Genomic DNA, 18,823 nt, shown 5'->3' with positions numbered 1-18,823 from the left:
GATCCAGGCCGCAACGGCGGAGACTTCGACAAAGTTGAGGTAGTAGATAGTTGTTAATTTTTTTTAACTCAGGTGGGTCAAATTTCGGTTGCAAAGAGGGGTCATTTTTCGGTTGCAAAAAACAATCCTGGTCTCGTTACAAGAGCTATCTTTCCGTTTCCTTCTATAAACCTCATCAATGTCAGGAATCCCATTATTTACTATATGGATTTTTCCTTGAAAAAAATCTTTAACATCATATGTAAGAAAATGGGAAAGACAAATAATATCTTCCCCTTTAAAAACGCACTTATATATTTTCCTTTTCCAAGGTTGATTAGCACAATGTTCACTTATGCCTTTGACATGAATATGATAAACAATTTTTGTTTTAAATAATTTAATGAGCAGGACGAACAATAAATCCCTGTAAAAACCCAACTGTAAAGGTGATATTTGAAAGTATATAAAATTGGGTTTATGGAATAGAAGTTCTTTTAAAAGCGACAAAAAAACCAACTTGATTTTTAATATCTTTTTTAAACTTAGATGACCCATTTGAAGCAAGTTCTCAGAATAACTTATACATATTGACCGAATACAAAAATGTTTTTGAAGCAATCTGCTATCATAAACACGCTTGTTCATGAGTGTTGCACCGGTTGTAGGAGGAGGTACTTTGATAAACAAGAGAATAGAAGGTTTATCTTTCATTTTTTTACAACACTCCTGGTATTTTTTTGTTTGTGCCTAGCTGTCAAAATAGTTTGATCTACAATTCTCATGAGAGATCCCAGAAATAAAAAAAGAGTAGTACGAAAAGTAATGCTTAATATACTCCCGGAAAATGTTACCAAAATCAAGATGGAAGTTAAAATAGTGGTCATGATTGAAAGATCATTTTTCAGTCCACAAAATTTGACACATTGGATGGTCTTACACAAAATAGATATCAGAAGAAAAAAATATAATGTAATACCGACAAAACCAGACCCATGTAAAACAACCGCATAATCAGAATGTAGGGGTCTGGAAGACAAAACTGGAAACCGTGATGAATAATAAGTCCCTTCAGAATTTAAGAACTCCATCCCGAAAAAAAAATATTTAAGCTCATTTGCATTAAGTATTCTTTCAGTAATAAGTGTTACTTCTTTGAATCTGGTTTCAGATTGTATCCCATATTCGAAGTTAGCTCGTGTACCCCTGGCTTTGAAATAATTAGTGACATATTCATTATATAATGGATAGGTTGTGATAAGTAGAATCATTCCGGGAATAACATATTTGAATAAATTTTGTTTTTTGGACATGGTTATGAAAATTATGCAGCTAACCATTAAAAGAATGATGGCCGTTCTTCTGTAAGAAAGAAGAATCAAAATTGCCATTGTTGTAATAAGAATTGTATCCCTCAACTTATCTTCGCTATATTTTCTCAAAACAAAATATATTGATATGATTAATATTCCAGTATATATGGTATTATGATGTAACCCGGGTCCCATATTTACAATTTGATACTCACCATAAATTGGATTGCTTAGGTTGAAAAATGAAAAAATAACAGCACTAAAAATATAGATGAAAGGCATTGTCCAAAAAAGGACTTTGAATCTATAAAATTGCGAATAATTGCTTATTGTACTGTAGGATATAATATAAAATGAGAACGAAACACATATTGATGTGTAGCTCAATAAGGTCTTTAATATATTAGTAGATTCAAATGATAAAAAAAACGTATATGTCAAAAAAACAATAATTGCCTTACTAACAAGATCTAATTTAAGTTTATAATATAAAAAGAAAACTAAAATCATCAAAATCAACAAAGTGCCTCTAACGTATGAAAGATAGCCTCCGATTGTTTCATCAAAAGCTTGAACTACTAGCAGGATGGCTGGCAAAATAAATAAAATTTTTTTCATGACATTTATATGCTCTTTCTAAATATTAGACGTTTTTCATATAGGATTTTTATGCTGTATTCCTGACCAAATTGAAATTTTTACATTTCATGAGTACTAACAACACAAATAGAAAATACATAACTGCACCAGAAGCACTAAAAAGCGCTATTGCAATAATGTCGTCCTTATATAAAAAAAAACCTATAATTAACGAAGATAATTGCACAATTATTGAAACACATGAAAAAAACAAATGAAATTTTAAACCCTGTATTACCGGTAAAACTCTTGCACAAGGGACACTCAACAAAAAAAAGAATAACCATACTGACAGCCATCGGGCGTATTCGCCGGCATCTTGCCATCCAGTACCAAAAACAAATTCAAAAGCCATTGGACCAAACAATATTAATAGTCCATATGGTATCAGACCAAGACAACCCATTAAAATTGTTGCCTTCATTACCAATCCATAAATATTTTGACCTTGTTGTGCAGCTTTGGTTATTTTAGGATAAAATACATCTCCTATCGAATTGCCAATTAGTGTAGAAGGTATCCCCAAGACTTTTCTACTAAGTGCATAATAGCCGGCAGACAGCGGTCCGAAAAAAGAGGCCACAAGTATAACTGGAAGACTTTCAGAGGCAGTTCTAATTAATAATTGCGGCATCCGATAGAAGGGAAAATCACTATAGCGTTTTGCATTGTCAAACAAACCCATAAAATCATTGATTTTTGGTGCATTGAAAGAACACCTGGCTTTAGTTGACCCATAATAAAGCATCCCAGCATGTAACCCTAAGCCTAAAGTAGATATAAAGATTAGTGTTGACGCCTGTGGTATAAAAAGTCCTGTTCCCACCTTCACTAAACTTATAATTATCGCATTTATAATTGCAAAGGTTGCGATTATACGGAAAAGATTATTACGAATAAGCCATTGTTCTGTGGTTAAATAGCACCCTGAAAAAAACATTCTTAAAGGGATAAACAGCATGAAAGAAGATATGGCCTCAGAATTAGTTAATGCAAGTAATTGTTTGCCACCAAGCAATAAAAGGATACCGACAGTTACCGTTGTTACAATACAAATATAAATTGAAATCCATACCAAGTGGTTGGCATTTTCTTGGGAAGGTGGCAGCACAATAGCAGAAGAGTATGCCAAGGTTGCAATAGGGGTGAGCAATCCAGCAAAAGCGATGAAAACGCCTAACAAGCCCAAGGGTTCAGGCCCATATATTCTTGTAACAAAGGGAGAGAAAGCTATAAGAACAGCCTGTGCTCCTGCCGTACCAGATGCTGCAATAGCAACATTACGAACAAAAGGACTATTAAAAACTTTAGAAATAATTAACAAAAAATTTATTCTTTTAATTTTAAAAATGTAAAAACGATTAAAACCAATATCACAAATTGCGAAATCAAGCTTTTCTTGAAATGTTTATATAATATTTTGTTCATAGTATCATTTGGCTTTATACTTATTGGTAAATTGTAAATGTTATCTTTTTTGTCATAAATTGGCTGATCACTAAAAAGATCTTTCTTTTTTTCATTGCAATGCAGCCCGCTTCCATCATGACCCAAGTTTCTCACTCGACTAATAGTTGGAAATATTGAATACATATTATTCGTAAATTGGTGAAAACACATATGACCATCACCATGAACCTTTTGTAACCGAAGCATCCACAATAAACTACGAACATAGTGGTTAGCAACTCTATTATAGTTCAATATCTTTCGATAAGATTTTAAGAATTTTTTTATGTTTGACAGTACAATCTCATCATTTGATTCTAATTCTTCCCATTTCTCTTTCCATATACCAAAACCCCAGGCAGACATCCCTTGCCAAAGATAAACATCATCCTTATAATCAGCAGGAACTTCAATGGGATAATTATACCCATTTATTGCAAAAATATCATGCCGATGTTTATACTTTTCCAAGCCGATATTAACAAATCTTAAAAAATCTTTAGAAAAGATGTTATCATCTTCAGATATAATCAATCTATCGTAATTTTCAAAAATCATGCTGCGAGCATCTCTTATGTTTTCTCTAGCACCGAAATTTTGATTTCTTTTAATTATTATTACACGCCTGAACCCTTCAATTTTTTCTATAAATTTTACTATTTTATTGTAGCCTTCCCAATGCTCAATTTTAAAAGGATAGTCAAGGGCAATAAACAGATCAGTATCTTCAGCATGGATACACGAAGAAAGAGAACAAATACAGTTTTTTAAATGACTATACCGATTCAAAGTTGGTATCAAAACCGGGGCATAGTTTGTAATTTCAAAAGGGCTGTTTTTTAGTAGCATTGTGTTGTCTTTTGGCATGTTGGGTGTAGGGGTTTAGGATTAGACACTATAAATATTTTTTCAATTTAGAATTTTGTAAATCTTCAAGGATTGCTTTTGCAATGTCTTTATTTAAAGTTTTTTCCCATTCACTATCTTCTTCAATATTTTTAAAGACTGAATATGGATCATCAATATGTTTTTTTTCTTTTTTTGATAAAAAATCAAGAGTTTGATCTTCTAATTCAATACCACAAAAATCAAATAATCTTTGCGCTTCTGACAATGTGTTTTTTAACAAATTTTTATATTCAACAATACAAACAGAGTTTGGATGCTTTTTTTCTAACCATTCAAATATATTCGCTGTCTCTTTCCATTTTTCATATCCATTAAACTCTTCCGGCAAATTGTGGTTTTTTTTCTCGGCAAATTTCCATTCATCTATCTCCTTCCACCCTAAATCCCTCCTAAACTCTAAGGGTGTTTTTAACCAATCATCAATAACTGATAAAGGACTTCTAATCAAACAAACCAATTTAATATCTGGAGCCTTTTCTATCATGTTTTTTAAAATATGATGATATCTCACTTCCTTATAGGCAACAAAGGTACATAGCTGTTTGTTAAATTTAGGATAAAACCCTAAACCTATATTTTTATTTTGCAATAAAAAGTCATCATTGGAGACAGCAATCTGTGAAAAAAAATCATTAATTTGTTTTTTTGATGAATTTTCATTCAAAAATGATTTGAACGCATAAGAAAAAAGTGGTTGGAAAACAAATTTGACCAAAGGCGAACTATTAAAAATTTGGCCCAACCATGAAGAACCTGACCTTGGAACACTATGAATAGCAAGTTTTGAAAGAGGTTTTATCATTTTTCCCCTTTAACCAACTTAAAATCATGAAGATTCAATTTTATCTGGTGGAGTGAATTAAACATCAGCACGTCCATTATTGAAAGATTTTTTTCAAAAGCGCCTGAGAATTGTTGATATTCAAAATCAAGCGGTTTTAAAAAGTAAAGATCAATGTTGTTTTTTTTGAAAACGTCCGAATCATAAAGCGCCATGCCACCCAATGCATTCACATAGGTATCCGCACCTAATTTTGAGCAAATTTCAAGCACCTTATCCTGTCCTTTCAAAGCATTATTTTTGTCTATTTCACTTGACAAGACTATTTTGGTTTTAATTTTCAGAAACTCTACTATTTTTTGGATTGAGTTAAGCAGGAACAATGCTAAGTTTTGTTCCTTGGTTGAAAAAATATCTTCTATCAATGGACAAACCGAATTAAAATAAGGTGCTTTTGAATAGGATTGAAAAAGGGTTTTTAAAATCTTTTTCTGATTCTTACCAATATCGATTTCATTGATATGTTTATTGGGGCTTGCCTGTTTTAAATTCAATATCAAAAGTAATTTGTCGCCATTGGATAGAATATAATTTCTGTTAATCCAGCCACCCTTTATGAAGTTGACATCATCATAAACCACATAGGTATCCACGTAATTTAAAAGCTGCCAATATCCGATGTAAGGGAAGAAATATGGCTGCATGATACCAAGTTTCATTTTAATTCTTACCTATTCCAACTATAATATCACAAATCTGATGCACACTATCCTCCTGCAGATCCGCATAGATTGGAAGCGTGATAATCCGCTCTGAAACTTTTACCGCCACAGAAAGAGGTTTTGAAACCGGTACAGACTGATAGCATGCAAAATCATTCAACAAGGGATAAAAATACCGCCTTGCAAAAACATTGTATTCTTTGAGCTTTGTGTATAAGGCATCCCGGCTCATTCCAAACTCTTTCTCATCTATCTGAATTGGGAGATACGCATAGTTGTATCTTACATGCGATTCAGGTTTAGGACTGAAAGAGATACCCGGGACTTCACTCAGTCGCTCGTCATATGTTTCATATATCTGCCTTTGTTTTTCCACCAAATCATCCATATATTTTAGCATCAAAGATCCCATCAAGGCCTGCATCTCGTTCATCTTGGCGTTGGTGCCGGGCATTACTACCTCTGTTTCGTTTTTGAATCCAAAGTTTTTCAGGTATTTAAAGGTCTTGCCAAGACCCGGATCTTTAAATGCAAGCATACCGCCTTCAATGGAATGATAAAGCTTGGTTGCATGAAAGCTAAACATGCTCAAATCTCCATAATGACTGATGGGTCTATCATTGACACGAACACCAAAAGCATGGGCTGCATCATAGATCAAAGCCAGGTTGTGCCGCCTGGCAATATCTGCCAGTTCCTTCATCAGACAGGGTCTTCCAAAAACATGGACGGCCAGGATCGCTTTGGTCCAGGGGGTAATCAGCTCTTCTACCTTTGCCGGGTCCAGGGTGAAGGTGTCCGGTTCAATATCGCAGAAAACCGGACGGATTTTATTCCAGTATAGTGCGTGGGTGGTGGCCACAAAGGTGAAAGGCGTAGTAATAACCTCGCCGGTGATGCCCATTCCCTGTAAGGCAATCTGCAGGGCAAGCGTACCATTGTTGAACAAACAGATATTTTCTGTTTCAATATAACTTTTCAGTTTCTCCCGGTACCGTTGCAATACCGGGCCGTTATTGGTCAGCCACTGGTTGTCCCATATCTCTTTTAATCCCTCACAATACTCTTCCAGCGGAGGCAAAAAAGGCCTGGTAACAAGTATCGGCTTTTCAAATTTTTCCATTCTAATAATCCTAAATAAATCGGGCCCTGATCCCGATTTGCCGATAGCTCACACCTGAAAAACAACCATCCATGGATTGTTTGGACTCCTGCTGAGGTCGGTGAAAATTTTCAGACAAAACTAAAAAAATAAAAGCCATATGCTATCAAAGGTAGACAATTATATGGGTCCATATTTGATCTTACGGATATAGCTCCGCTCCGTAAGTTACAAATCTTTTATTAACAGCCAATTTATATAGAGAGGCTATATAATAGTCAACAATAGTTTCGGTGTTTTTTAAGCTATATAGTAAGACTTAAATATTAATTTCTGTTAATAAAGGGCCTTTATTTGTAGGCCATCCTGAACTATAAACCCTGTCAACATAGAATTTAAACTTTTCTTTATCAGGTAAATAGCTTTTAGTTACAGGAATTAATTGATTCATTGAACAAGGCCTTTTAAGTACTTTCCATAATCATTTTTTCCCAGCTGTTTTGATAATTCAAGTATTTGCTCTTTTGACATCCATTTGTTTAACAAAGCAATTTCTTCAAGACAGGCAATTTTTAATCCTTGTCTTTTTTCTATGGTTTCAACAAATTGGGCAGCCTCAAGCAAACTTTCATGGGTACCTGTATCAAGCCAGGCAAATCCACGTCCTAAAAGCTCAACATTAAGTTCTCCCATATCAAGATAAGTCTGATTAATACTTGTTATTTCAAGCTCGCCTCTATTGGAAGGTTTTACAGATTTGGCAATTTCAACAATCTTATTGTCATAAAAATAAAGCCCTGTTACAGCATAGTTTGATTTTGGTTTTTTTGGTTTTTCTTCTATTGAAATTGCACGCTTTTTTTCATCAAATTCCACTACTCCAAAACGTTCCGGGTCTTTTACCTGATAACCAAAAACAGTTGCACCTTTTTGTCTTGATGCTGCTTCTTTAAGCTTGGGAGTAAAACCCTGGCCATAAAAAACATTGTCTCCAAGAACAAGACATACTCTTGAATTTCCAATAAATTTTTCACCTATGATAAAAGCCTGGGCAAGGCCATCCGGGCTTGGTTGAACTTCATAGGAAAAATTTACTCCAAAATCATTTCCATTTCCAAGCAGTCTTTTGTAAGAGCTTAAATCTTCAGGGGAAGTTATAATAAGAATATCTTTTATTCCTGCAAGCATGAGAACTGAAATTGGATAATAAATCATTGGCTTGTCATAAATTGGAAGTAGCTGTTTTGATACTCCTCTTGTTATGGGATAAAGCCTTGTTCCGCTTCCTCCGGCAAGAACTATTCCTTTAATATTGTTAGTATTATTATCCATTACCAAGCCTTTCTCTCATATATGAGCCATCCTGAACATTTTGGCACCATTTAAGATTTTCAAGATACCATTTTACAGTTTTTTCAATTCCTGATTCAAAGGTTTCTTCCGGTTCCCAGCCCAGTTCATTTTCAATTTTTGTGGCATTTATTGCATATCTTAAATCATGGCCTGGTCTGTCTTTAACAAAGGTAATTAAATCTTTATATTTATTTATATTTGAAGGTTTTTTTAAATTAGAATTTTCAAGAATTTCACAAATAATATTTACTACTTCAAGGTTCTTTTTTTCATTTTTTCCGCCAATATTATATGTATGGCCAAGTTTTCCTTTTCTAGCTGAAAGATAAAGGGCTTTTGCATGGTCATCTACATAAAGCCAGTCTCTTACCTGAGTGCCGTTTCCATAAATTGGAAGAGGTTTTCCTTCAATTGCATTTAAAATTACAAGGGGAATTAATTTTTCAGGGAATTGATAAGGCCCGTAATTATTGGAACAATTTGTAATAACAATTGGAAATCCATAGGTTCTGTGCCAGGCTCTTACAAGATGATCTGAGCTTGCCTTGGATGCTGAATATGGAGAACTTGGAGCGTATGGAGTTTCTTCTGTGAAAAATTCATTATCATTTTCCAAATCTCCGTATACTTCATCTGTGGAAATATGATGGAATCTGAATTTTGATTTTTCAGTATGGTTTAAATTTTTCCAATAATTAAAAGCCTGGTCAAGCAAAACATAGGTTCCGACAATATTGGTATTTATAAATTCTGATGGCCCGTCTATTGATCTGTCTACATGGGATTCTGCAGCCAGATGCATTATAAGGGTTGGATTGTATTTATCAAAAATTCTTTTAACTTCTTTAGCATTGCAAATATCTGCTTTTTCAAAGAAATAATTCGGGCTTTCTTTTATTTCATCTAAAGAGCTTAAATTACCTGCATAAGTTAGTTTATCCAGGTTTATTATTTTATGGTCTGTTGATTTAATCAGATATCTTATCAGTGCTGAACCTATGAATCCTGCTCCGCCTGTTACTAAAATTGTCATTATGTTCTTGGCCTTTATTAAAGTTTCTTAATAGATTTATGCCTTGGTCTGTGACATAAAAACTTTATATTTTTTACTGGAATATCCCTAAATAAAAGATCTGAGTAATGAGCAGAACTAAAGCTTAAGAAAAAGTCTGGGAAAAAACATTTCCAAACAAGAGGCCAGGAACCAGTAAAAAAGGACGGATAAATCCGTCCTTTACAAAAAAACATATAAAACTATCAATTAATTTTATGAAAAATAATCAACAGCATTTTTAAAAATTTTAAGACCTTTTGGAAGATCTGAATTAAAAAGATCCTTATTGTTTTTTTCCATTTCCTTACTTATAAAATCCCACTGGGGATGATGAGTCCAATGAACAAAACCTTCAGGATGGGGCATAAGTCCAAAAATACGTCCTGTTGAATCAGAAATTCCTGCTATATCATTTAATGAGCCGTCAGGATTTTGGGGAAATTTGTTTTCTGCTCTTTTACCCTCATTTGTTGAATATCTTAAAACAACCTGATTGTTTTTTTCTATTTTTTTAAGAGTTTCTTCATCAGTATAAAATTTTCCCTGTGAATGTCTTATGGGAAGCTCAAAATTATCAAGACCTTTTGTAAAAACACAATTGGAAGAGAATTCTTTAGTTAAATAAACCCAATCATTGATAAAATTTCCATTTTCATTATTTATAAGAGCAACTTTTCTTTCCATGGAGTTTAAATCAAATCCAGGTAAAAGACCCAAGTTTACAAGGGTTTGAAAGCCATTACCAATCCCAATTACAAGGTTGTCCTCCAAGGCAAAACTTTGAAGCTCTTCACCAAAATGGGTTTTCATTCTTATTGCCTGTAAAACTCCTGCTCCATGCTCGTCTCCCCAGCTTGAGCCTCCGCTTAATGCAAAAATTTTATAGTCTTTTAGTAAAACATTTTTACTTATAATATCGTTAATATGCACTTTATCTGCCACAGCTCCTGCAAGTTCTAATGCATGGGCTGTTTCATTGTCACAATTAATACCAAATCCAGTAAGTACAAGGGCTTTGACTTTCATCATATAAGGTCTCCAAATCTTTTTTCAAAAGCTGATTCAAGGTCATCAACATTAAGATTGATTATTTGATTGCCCGCTGAATTTACAATAAAGTTTTTATCTTTCCTTACAAAACCTATTTCACAGCAGTTTGATTTCCCAATTATTTCTTCAAATTTTGAAGCGTTTTCTTCAGACACGCTTGCAAGAATTCTTCCTGAAGATTCTGAAAAAAGAGTTTTGAAATCTTCAAGTTTTTCATCAGCAAGGACTTTATCAAGTTCTATCTGAACTCCAAATCCACCTGCCATTGAAGAAAATGCCAGGGCTGTAAAAAGACCTCCGTTTCCAAGTGATTTACCTGAGTTTATAAGGCCCTTTGTATTTGAGTCATAATATTTTTTATAAATTTCAAGGTTTGTTTTTTGATTTACAAAAGGAATATTTACTCCCTTTTCATTTAAAAGGCTGTAAAACTCAGAGCCTCCAAGCTCATCAAAGGTTTTTCCAAGAAGATAAATTTTATCCCCTGAGAATTTAAATCCTGAGGTAATAGCTTTTTTACAGTCATCAATTACTCCTGATGCTGAAAACTGCAAAGATTCAGGGGCAGAAACTTTTCTTGTTTCACCGTAAGGCCCTTTTAAATGTCCGTCAACATACATACTGTCCTTACCTGACAAAAGAGGGACTTTATATTCAAGGCAAATGTCTTTTAGAGCAAGACAAGATCTTACAAGTTTTGCAGCTTTTAGTTTACCATCTGGGTTTGTTTTTTCATCAAAGCTTATTCCAGGCCAGCAGAAATTGTCCACCCCGCCTATTTTAAAAGGATCAGCACCTGTTACCACAAGTCTTCTAAATGCCTCATCAACAACAAGCCTTGTCATATTATCAGTGTCAATGTCTGAATATCCCGGATTGATTGCCTGGGTAAACACAAGACCTTTATCAGTTTTTAAGTTTGGTCTTATTACTGAAGCATCTGAAGGAATGTTTTTATTAACTCCTGTAAGAGGCTTTATAACACTTGTTCCCTGAGCTTCATGATCATATTGCCTTGTGATCCATTTTTTGGAACAAATATTTGGAGAAGAAAGAAGTTTGAGACCCAAAAGATTATAATCTGAAGGCGGAGTAATTACAGGTTCATTCATTCCCCTTGATTTTGGAGATGACCATTCTGCTTCAAAATTCCACTGGGGAAATCCTTTTTCGGGAAGATCTATATCAACGTAGGCAATTGTTTTATTATTCCATTTTACATGGAGCATTCCTGAATCTGTATATTCACCTACTATAGTTGATTCAACTTCATGTTTGGCTGAAAGAGAAAGAAATTTATCAATATTTTCCTTTTTAACAGCAGCTGTCATTCTTTCCTGTGATTCTGAAATCCAAATTTCCCAAGGATCAAGTCCTTCATATTTAAGAGGAACTTTTTCCAGATCTACCACACATCCATTACTTAATCTTGCTGACTCGCCTATGGAAGATGAAAGCCCGCCTCCGCCATTGTCTGTGATAAAAGTCATCAACCCAAGATCCCTTGCTTCTAAAAGAAAATCGTGCATTTTCTTTTGGCTGTAAGGGTCTCCTATCTGAACATGGCCAGCTGGAGTGCTTTCTGAAAAAGTTTCTGAAGATGCTGTAACACCGTGAATTCCGTCTTTTCCTACCCGCCCTCCGCAAATTACTATTAATTCACCTGGAGATGTGGTTTTTTCATGGCAGGGTTTTCCATTTACTTCTTTTGGCATAAGACCAAGAGCTGTAACATAAACAAGGCACTTACCTATATATCTATTGTCAAAATATACTTGCCCAAAAGTGGTTGGAACTCCGCTTTTATTTCCACCCTCTTTGGCACCTTCTATAGCTCCGTCAAGCAGTCTTCTTGGGTGAAGTTTGGGTTTTAATTCTCCGTTATAATCTCTTAAACCAGTGCAAAACCCATAACTTCCCATTATAAGTTTGGAGCCAAGGCCTGTTCCCATTATATCTCTGAAAATACCAAGAATCCCAGTCATGGCTCCTCCATATGCTTCCATATTTGAAGGAGAATTATGGGTTTCACCTGTAATTGTATAATTATAGTTTTCATCAAAAACAGCAGCACCTGCATTATCCCACAAAACTGAAACTACCCAGTCAAGCTCATTTTTAAGCTTAATTGTTGGATCTTTAATGCATACCTTGAAAAGATTGTCTATTTCAAACTTTTCTCCTGTGTCTTTGTCAGTATATAAAAATTTTCCCTGGAATGTATTATGATTGCAATGATCACTTCTTGCCTGTGCAATGAATTCAAGCTCTAAATCAGTTGGGTTTGAAAGGCCCAATCCTTTTCTTTTAGAAATTACTTTTTCATCAAAAAAATACTCTCGAATTACAGGGACATCATTGGGATTTAAGGCAAGATTTCTTTCATCGCTTATTTTATTCAATTCATCATCAGTGGAAAAAATAATTTCTTTTACTTCAGGCTGATGATTTAAAACTGCTTTTGGAACCAAATCTTCAGGAAAACCATTTTTAGATACAAAGTCTTTTGAGTAAACCTTCCATGACTGAATTGTCTCATTTGCAAGAAGTTCCCCTGCAATAAGCTCAACTTGTTCATTTGAAAGGTTCTTGCCTTTGATGCAATATCTTTTTCCTGAATAAACTCCATATTCTTTTGGGAACTTTTTTGATAAAATATCTGAAATTGCCTCAACTGCTGTTTTTCCTGGATTATCGCAAACTCCAGGCCTAAAGCCTATATTTATACAAAAATCAAATTCTTCTTCAATCTGTGAAAAAGAATAAATTTCACTAACAGGATTAAAAAAAATCTCTTTTGAAACAAATTCAAATTCTTTTTCAGAGATTGGAAGATCAAAAAGTAAAACATTTATTGTTCTTACTTTTTCAAGTTCCAGATTGAAATATTCCCTTGCCTTTTTTCTTAAACTTTCTCCCTGGGGATCTTTAAGAGAACTTTTAAGGGCTGTTTCCAGCTTGTAGATCATTGGCCCTGCTCCTGTTTATTAGTTAGTGAAACAAAATCTGTCTTTTAACCGACTTTTAAATCTGAGTCTAACTTTTAATCTTTAGTAAAAAAATAAAATTTCAAGTTTTCAATCAATTCTAACTTTAATTTGAAAACAACCTTAAGATATCATTATAAAAAGCAAAAACCATCAGCGTGAGAAGAAGAAAAAGTCCAATCTGCTGGGCAGTTTCTCTTACTTTTATGCTTACTGGCTTTCTTGTCACCATTTCTATTAAAAAAAACATAAGATGTCCACCATCAAGGACAGGCACAGGTAAAAGATTCAAAAGACCAAGATTTATACTTATAAGCGAAATAAAAACCAAAAAACTTGTCAGTCCCTGCTTAGCCTGATCTCCTGCCATTTGAGCAATCATAATAGGACCGCCAAGGTTATCCTTTGAAATTGAGCCGTTTATTAATTTTACTATACCAACAAAAGTAAGCTCAATTACCTTCCATGTCTGGCTTAAACTTTCGGCCATGGCTGAAACAGGTCCTAATTTTTTATTTATTGTTATATTTTTTGCTCCAACTCCAATCAGCCTTCTTTCAAAAGGTTTTCCTAAATGATCTTTTAATTCCTTTATTTCAGGCTCAATTGTTTTTCTTATTCTTTCCCCGTTTCTTTCAAAAACAATTTCAATTGCCGAGTCTGAATCAGAAATTGCTTTAGAAACATCATACCAGGTAAATATTTTTTTTGAATTTATCTCAACAATCCTGTCTTCAGGATTGACACCAGCCTTTGAAGCAGGTGAATCAGGAGCAACTCTTCCAATAATAGAAGGAAGATAGGGTTTTACTCCCAGGGAATATTTTTTTTCCTTTTCTCCAAATAAAGATTCAGAATCAAGAAGAACAGGTTTTAAAACTATTTCTTTTAAATCATTTCCCCTTTTTGCCTTTAAAAGAATATCTTTTCCATTTGATTTTTCAATATTTTTTTCTAGTTCAGTCCATGAGCTTATTTTTTTATCATTAACTGACAAAATCTCATCTCCAGTCAAAAGTTTTCCATAGGAAGGAGTATTTGGTGTAACTTCACCTATTACAGGGGGATAAAAATAGCTTCCGTAAAACATAAAAAGCCCAAAATATAAAATTATGGCAAGAAAAAAATTAAAAAAAGGACCGGCTGCTACAATTATAAACTTTTTCCATACTTCCTTATGGGTAAATGAATATTTTTTTTCTTCTTCACTTAATTCAGTGTCTGGCTCTTCTCCAACCATTTTTACATAACCGCCAAGGGGGATTGCTGAAATCATATAGTGGGTTTCCCCGCTTTTCCATCCAATCACTTTAGGGCCAAACCCTATTGAAAATTTTTCAACACCAACCCCGCATAATCTTGCTGCTATAAAATGTCCGAATTCATGTACAAAAATTAAAATACCAAGAACTATTACAAAAGAAATAATTGTAACCATTATTTAGTCTCCGCTAAACCAGGATTTAAGTTTTAAGTTAGATTGAGTTGATGTATTCAAAAGCCTTGGTTCTTGCAGATTTATCTGCATAAAAGACGTCTTCAATAGATGAAAAAACAAAGACTTCATGGGCTTCCATTACTTTTTCTACAATATAAGGAATTTGATCAAACCTGATTTTTTTGTTTAAAAAGGCACAAACAGCCTCTTCATTTGCCGCATTCATCACACAAGGCATTGACTTTCTAATTAATGCTGATTCAAAAGCAAGCTTGAGTGATTTGAATTTTTCAAAGTCAGGTTTTTCAAAATTTAAGTCAAGCTTGGAAAAATCAGGAAATCCAAAATCTGTTTTAAATCTTTCAGGCCATGAAAGTGAATATAAAATTGCCTCTCTCATATCAGGCTTTCCCAGCTGAGCAATTATGCTTCCGTCAACATAGCCAACCATTGAATGAACAATTGATTGAGGATGGACAACAACTTCTATCATTTCAGGAGAAATGTCAAAAAGAAAACAAGCCTCAATAACTTCCAGTCCCTTGTTCATTAAGGTAGCAGAATCTATTGAAATTTTTGCCCCCATTGACCAGGTTGGATGATTCAAAGCTTCTGATGGAGTTATGTTTTTAAATTCTGAAATATCCTTTGTTCTGAAAGGCCCTCCTGAAGCCGTAAGAAATATTTTTGCAACCTCTTGTTTCTGATTGCCTTCCAAACATTGAAAAATTGCACTGTGTTCACTGTCAATGGGAAGTATTTTAAGATTTCTTTTTTTTGCTTCATTTATAACAATGTCTCCTGCAGCAACAAGAGACTCCTTATTTGCAAGGGCAATATCTTTATTTGAATAAATTGCTTGAATTGTGGGCTTTAATCCTGCACTTCCAACTATTGCTGAAACCACAACATCAATTTCACTTTGAGATACAGATTCACAATAGCCTTGATCTCCAAAAACAATTTTTGTGTCAAACCTGCTTCCCAGCCTTGATTTTAGCTCATCTGCGTCTTTTTTTTCAAAAATCGATGCAATCTTTGGCCTGAATTCTTTTATCTGCTCGATTAAAAGGTCAATGTTTGATTTACAGCAAAGAGAAATTATCTCAAACTTATCAGGAAATCTCCTGACAATATCAAGAGTATTAACACCAATGGAACCAGTTGAGCCAAGAACTGCAATTTTTTTCATTACAAACCCTTAAAAAATATAAAGAATATAAAACACAGGCACAGCAAATAAAAGACCGTCAACTCTATCAAGGATTCCTCCATGACCGGGCAGAATATTACCAGAATCTTTAATTCCAAACACTCTTTTTGTCATTGATTCAAAGAGATCTCCAAGAGGAACAATAGCTCCTGCACAAAGACCGCAAAATAAAGCATTAACAAAAGGCAGCTCCTGGAAAAAAAGAAATCTGCAAATTACTGCTGCCAAAACTGACAAGAAAAAACCACCGACAAAACCTTCAATTGTTTTTTTGGGGCTTACATTTTCCATAAGCTTATTTTTACCAAATTTTCTGCCAGCGTAAAAAGCACCTGTATCAGATGCAAAAACTGCAATCAAAAGAAAAAACACTCCTCTTGGTCCTGTTTCTATCATTATTCTTGAGGCAAAAGATAAAAAAAACGATGTATAAATAAATCCGCTTAAAGTATAAAGACTTCCTTTAAAATGAGCTTCTGTTCCGTCAAAGCTTTTTAAAAGAAAAAAAAGAACAATTCCGATTGAAAAGATTGCGAAAAGGATATGAACAGATATTGAAAAAAAAGATGAAAAGTAAAGAACCGGAATTAAGAAAAAAGGGATATTTCTAAATTTTTCAAGGGAATAATGTTTGCTATCAGTGATTTTCTGCCATTCATAAAAACCTATAGCTGAAACAAAAAAAAGAAAAATACTAAATAAAAAAGCCCCTCCTTTTAAAATCAGCAATACCAGGAGAGGCAGGGCAAATAAAGCAGTGATCCAACGATTTTTGTGCGAACTTTCCACAATTTATCCTTTTGTTTTTTAAACTTTTCCAAATCTTCTGTCTCTTGTCTGAAACTGTCTTATTATTTCAATGAATTCTTCCTTTGAAAAGTCAGGCCAAAGTGTTTTTGTAAAAAAAAGCTCTGAGTAAGAAAGCTGCCACATCATAAAATTGCTAAGCCTCATTTCTCCGCTGGTTCTTATAAGAAGGTCAGGATCTGGAAAGCCTTTTGTGTATAAATTTTCTGAAATTGTTTCATCGGTTATTTCTTCAGGCTTTAAAAGTTTATTTTCAACTTTTTCTGCAATTTTTCTTACAGAATGAACAATCTCGTTCCTTCCTCCATAGCTCAAGCAAAGATTAAGACACATGGTTGAATTTGAACTGGTTTCTTCCATCAAAGCCTTGAGATTGTTCAATACTTTTTTGGGTAACTTTTCAAGTTCGCCAAAGGCATTGAGCCTTATGTCATTTTCTAAAAAATTACTTCTTTCATTTTTTATAAACCTGTCAAGAAGGTTCATGAGAGCAGATACTTCAGTTTTAGGCCTATTCCAATTTTCTGTGGAAAAAGCATAAAGGCTTAGATTTTTAACACCGATTTCCCTGGAAAGCTCAACTATTCCCCGGATCGCATCTGCACCTTTTTCATGCCCCTTGACTCTGTTCATCAGCCTTTTTTTGGCCCACCTTCCGTTACCGTCCATTATCACAGCAATATGGACAGGGAAGTTTTCCTTTGAAAGGGAGTATTTTTTTAAAAAATTTTCTCTTTTAGAATTCAAGAATTTCCTTTTCCTTGGCTTTGTTCACCTCATCAATTTCTTTGATATGGGAATCTGTAAGCTTTTGAACTTCATCCTGACCTCTAAACATCTCATCTTCTGAAATGTCACCATCACTTTTAAAAGTTTTTAAACTTTCATTTGAGTCTCTTCTCACATTTCTTACACCAACTTTATAATCTTCACAGATCTTGTTTACCTGTCTTACAATTTCTTTTCTTCTTTCTTCTGTAAGAGGAGGAATTGAAAGCCTGACAAGCTTTCCGTCGCTTGAAGGTGTAATACCAATATTTGCCTTTAATATAGCTTTTTCAATTTCTTTAATGGCAGTGGCATCCCAGGGCTGGATAACAACAAGTCTACTTTCTGGAACAGTTATTGAAGCAAGCTGATTTAGAGGAGTTCTTGCTCCATAATATTCTACAACAACTGAATCAACAAGACCTGTTGAAGCTCTTCCTGTTCTTACTTTAAGAAGTTCCTGGTTAAGAGTTTCAAGAGTTTTTTTCATTTTGTCTTTTGTATCTTTTAGAACTTCGTTAATCATAGTCTTATCCTTTGCTGTTATTTCTTATGATAGTGCCCACCTGAGTTCCCGAAATTATACTGTCAATGGCACCTTTTTGTCTCAATTTAAAAACACATAGAGGAAGATCATGATCCATGGCAAGTGAAATTGCTGTCATATCCATAACTTTAAGCTGTTTTTCAAGCACATCCATATAGGTAAGGTTTTTATACATTACAGCATCAGGATTTTCTTCAGGATCCTTATCGTAAACTCCGTCAACCTTTGTAGCTTTTAAAAGAATCTGGGCATGAATTTCATGGGCCCTTAATACTGCTGCTGTATCTGTTGTAAAATATGGACTCCCTGTTCCTGCACCAAAAATCACTATTCTTTTCTTTTCCAAATGCCTAACAGCTCTTCTTAAAATAAAGGGTTCTGCAACCTCATCCATAAAAATTGCACTTTGAACTCTTGTGGGAATCCCTCTTCTTTCCAAGGCGTTCTGCAATGCCAGGCTATTCATCACAGTTGCAAGCATTCCCATATAATCAGCAGGAGCTCTGTCCATTCCGTAGGTTCCTGCTGCAATCCCTCTAAATATGTTTCCTCCGCCTACAACCACTGCAACTTCAACATTTTTATTGTAAAGTTCTTCCAGCTCGGAAGCAACATATTTAAGGGTGTCAGGGCATAAACCATAGCCCTTGTCACCCATAAGTGCCTCACCGCTTAATTTGAGAAGAACTCTTCCAAATTTTGGTTCAGCCAA

At 34.3% G+C, this 18,823-nt stretch carries 16 protein-coding genes; all 16 read right to left on the bottom strand.

All coding sequences use genetic code 11. The features are described 5' to 3' along the window. Window positions 1-1,959: 1,959 nt before the first annotated feature. The 16 genes from RBR53_09360 to pyrH all read right to left on the bottom strand — a co-directional run bounded on the left by RBR53_09360 (window position 1,960) and on the right by pyrH (window position 18,823). Complete coding sequence (locus tag RBR53_09360) at window positions 1,960-3,255, bottom strand: oligosaccharide flippase family protein (protein ID MDY0132866.1); 1,296 nt, start codon at window positions 3,253-3,255, stop codon at window positions 1,960-1,962. A 5-nt stretch (window positions 3,256-3,260) separates the two neighbouring features. Further along, the gene (locus tag RBR53_09355) at window positions 3,261-4,229 is read right to left on the bottom strand and encodes a hypothetical protein (protein ID MDY0132865.1); all 969 of its coding nucleotides are present in this window, start codon (window positions 4,227-4,229) and stop codon (window positions 3,261-3,263) included. A gap of 46 nt (window positions 4,230-4,275) precedes the next feature. Beyond that, window positions 4,276-5,091 carry a sulfotransferase domain-containing protein gene (locus RBR53_09350; GenBank protein MDY0132864.1) on the bottom strand — a complete coding sequence of 272 codons (816 nt, stop codon included), beginning with the start codon at window positions 5,089-5,091 and terminating at the stop codon, window positions 4,276-4,278. After that, window positions 5,088-5,789 carry a WbqC family protein gene (locus tag RBR53_09345; protein MDY0132863.1) on the bottom strand — a complete coding sequence of 234 codons (702 nt, stop codon included), beginning with the start codon at window positions 5,787-5,789 and terminating at the stop codon, window positions 5,088-5,090. Before RBR53_09345 ends, RBR53_09350 begins: the two co-directional genes overlap by 4 nt. Window position 5,790: 1 nt before the next feature. Continuing rightward, window positions 5,791-6,915, bottom strand: a complete 1,125-nt coding sequence (locus RBR53_09340) for a DegT/DnrJ/EryC1/StrS family aminotransferase (protein MDY0132862.1) — start codon at window positions 6,913-6,915, stop codon at window positions 5,791-5,793. A gap of 298 nt (window positions 6,916-7,213) precedes the next feature. Further along, the gene (locus RBR53_09335; protein MDY0132861.1) at window positions 7,214-7,345 is read right to left on the bottom strand and encodes a hypothetical protein; all 132 of its coding nucleotides are present in this window, start codon (window positions 7,343-7,345) and stop codon (window positions 7,214-7,216) included. Further along, window positions 7,342-8,205: a glucose-1-phosphate thymidylyltransferase RfbA gene (rfbA, locus tag RBR53_09330; protein ID MDY0132860.1), complete on the bottom strand. Its 864-nt coding sequence runs from the start codon at window positions 8,203-8,205 to the stop codon at window positions 7,342-7,344. Before rfbA ends, RBR53_09335 begins: the two co-directional genes overlap by 4 nt. 13 nt (window positions 8,206-8,218) lie before the next feature. Next, window positions 8,219-9,283 (bottom strand): dTDP-glucose 4,6-dehydratase, encoded by a 1,065-nt coding sequence (gene rfbB, locus RBR53_09325; protein MDY0132859.1) that lies wholly within the window; start codon window positions 9,281-9,283, stop codon window positions 8,219-8,221. 231 nt (window positions 9,284-9,514) lie between these two features. Further along, window positions 9,515-10,330 (bottom strand): phosphoribosylformylglycinamidine synthase subunit PurQ, encoded by an 816-nt coding sequence (locus RBR53_09320; GenBank protein MDY0132858.1) that lies wholly within the window; start codon window positions 10,328-10,330, stop codon window positions 9,515-9,517. Further along, window positions 10,327-13,320: an AIR synthase-related protein gene (locus RBR53_09315; GenBank protein ID MDY0132857.1), complete on the bottom strand. Its 2,994-nt coding sequence runs from the start codon at window positions 13,318-13,320 to the stop codon at window positions 10,327-10,329. The genes RBR53_09320 and RBR53_09315 overlap by 4 nt, the downstream gene beginning before the upstream one ends. A gap of 124 nt (window positions 13,321-13,444) precedes the next feature. Then, window positions 13,445-14,776, bottom strand: coding sequence for an RIP metalloprotease RseP (gene rseP, locus RBR53_09310; protein ID MDY0132856.1), 1,332 nt, complete (start codon window positions 14,774-14,776; stop codon window positions 13,445-13,447). Between the two features lie 37 nt (window positions 14,777-14,813). Continuing rightward, entirely contained in the window at window positions 14,814-15,968 is a 1,155-nt protein-coding gene (dxr, locus tag RBR53_09305) for a 1-deoxy-D-xylulose-5-phosphate reductoisomerase (protein MDY0132855.1), read from the bottom strand. 9 nt (window positions 15,969-15,977) lie between these two features. Next, the gene (locus RBR53_09300; GenBank protein MDY0132854.1) at window positions 15,978-16,778 is read right to left on the bottom strand and encodes a phosphatidate cytidylyltransferase; all 801 of its coding nucleotides are present in this window, start codon (window positions 16,776-16,778) and stop codon (window positions 15,978-15,980) included. 18 nt (window positions 16,779-16,796) lie between these two features. Further along, window positions 16,797-17,543, bottom strand: a complete 747-nt coding sequence (locus tag RBR53_09295) for an isoprenyl transferase (protein ID MDY0132853.1) — start codon at window positions 17,541-17,543, stop codon at window positions 16,797-16,799. After that, window positions 17,533-18,090: a ribosome recycling factor gene (gene frr, locus RBR53_09290; GenBank protein MDY0132852.1), complete on the bottom strand. Its 558-nt coding sequence runs from the start codon at window positions 18,088-18,090 to the stop codon at window positions 17,533-17,535. Before frr ends, RBR53_09295 begins: the two co-directional genes overlap by 11 nt. A gap of 4 nt (window positions 18,091-18,094) precedes the next feature. Continuing rightward, window positions 18,095-18,823, bottom strand: a complete 729-nt coding sequence (gene pyrH / locus RBR53_09285; protein MDY0132851.1) for a UMP kinase — start codon at window positions 18,821-18,823, stop codon at window positions 18,095-18,097.

It is taken from the genome of Desulforegulaceae bacterium (assembly GCA_034006035.1).
Classification (GTDB): domain Bacteria; phylum Desulfobacterota; class Desulfobacteria; order Desulfobacterales; family JACKCP01; genus JACKCP01.
The sequence above is the reverse complement of the archived record's forward strand: the minus strand, read 5'-3'. Positions and strand labels throughout refer to the sequence as shown.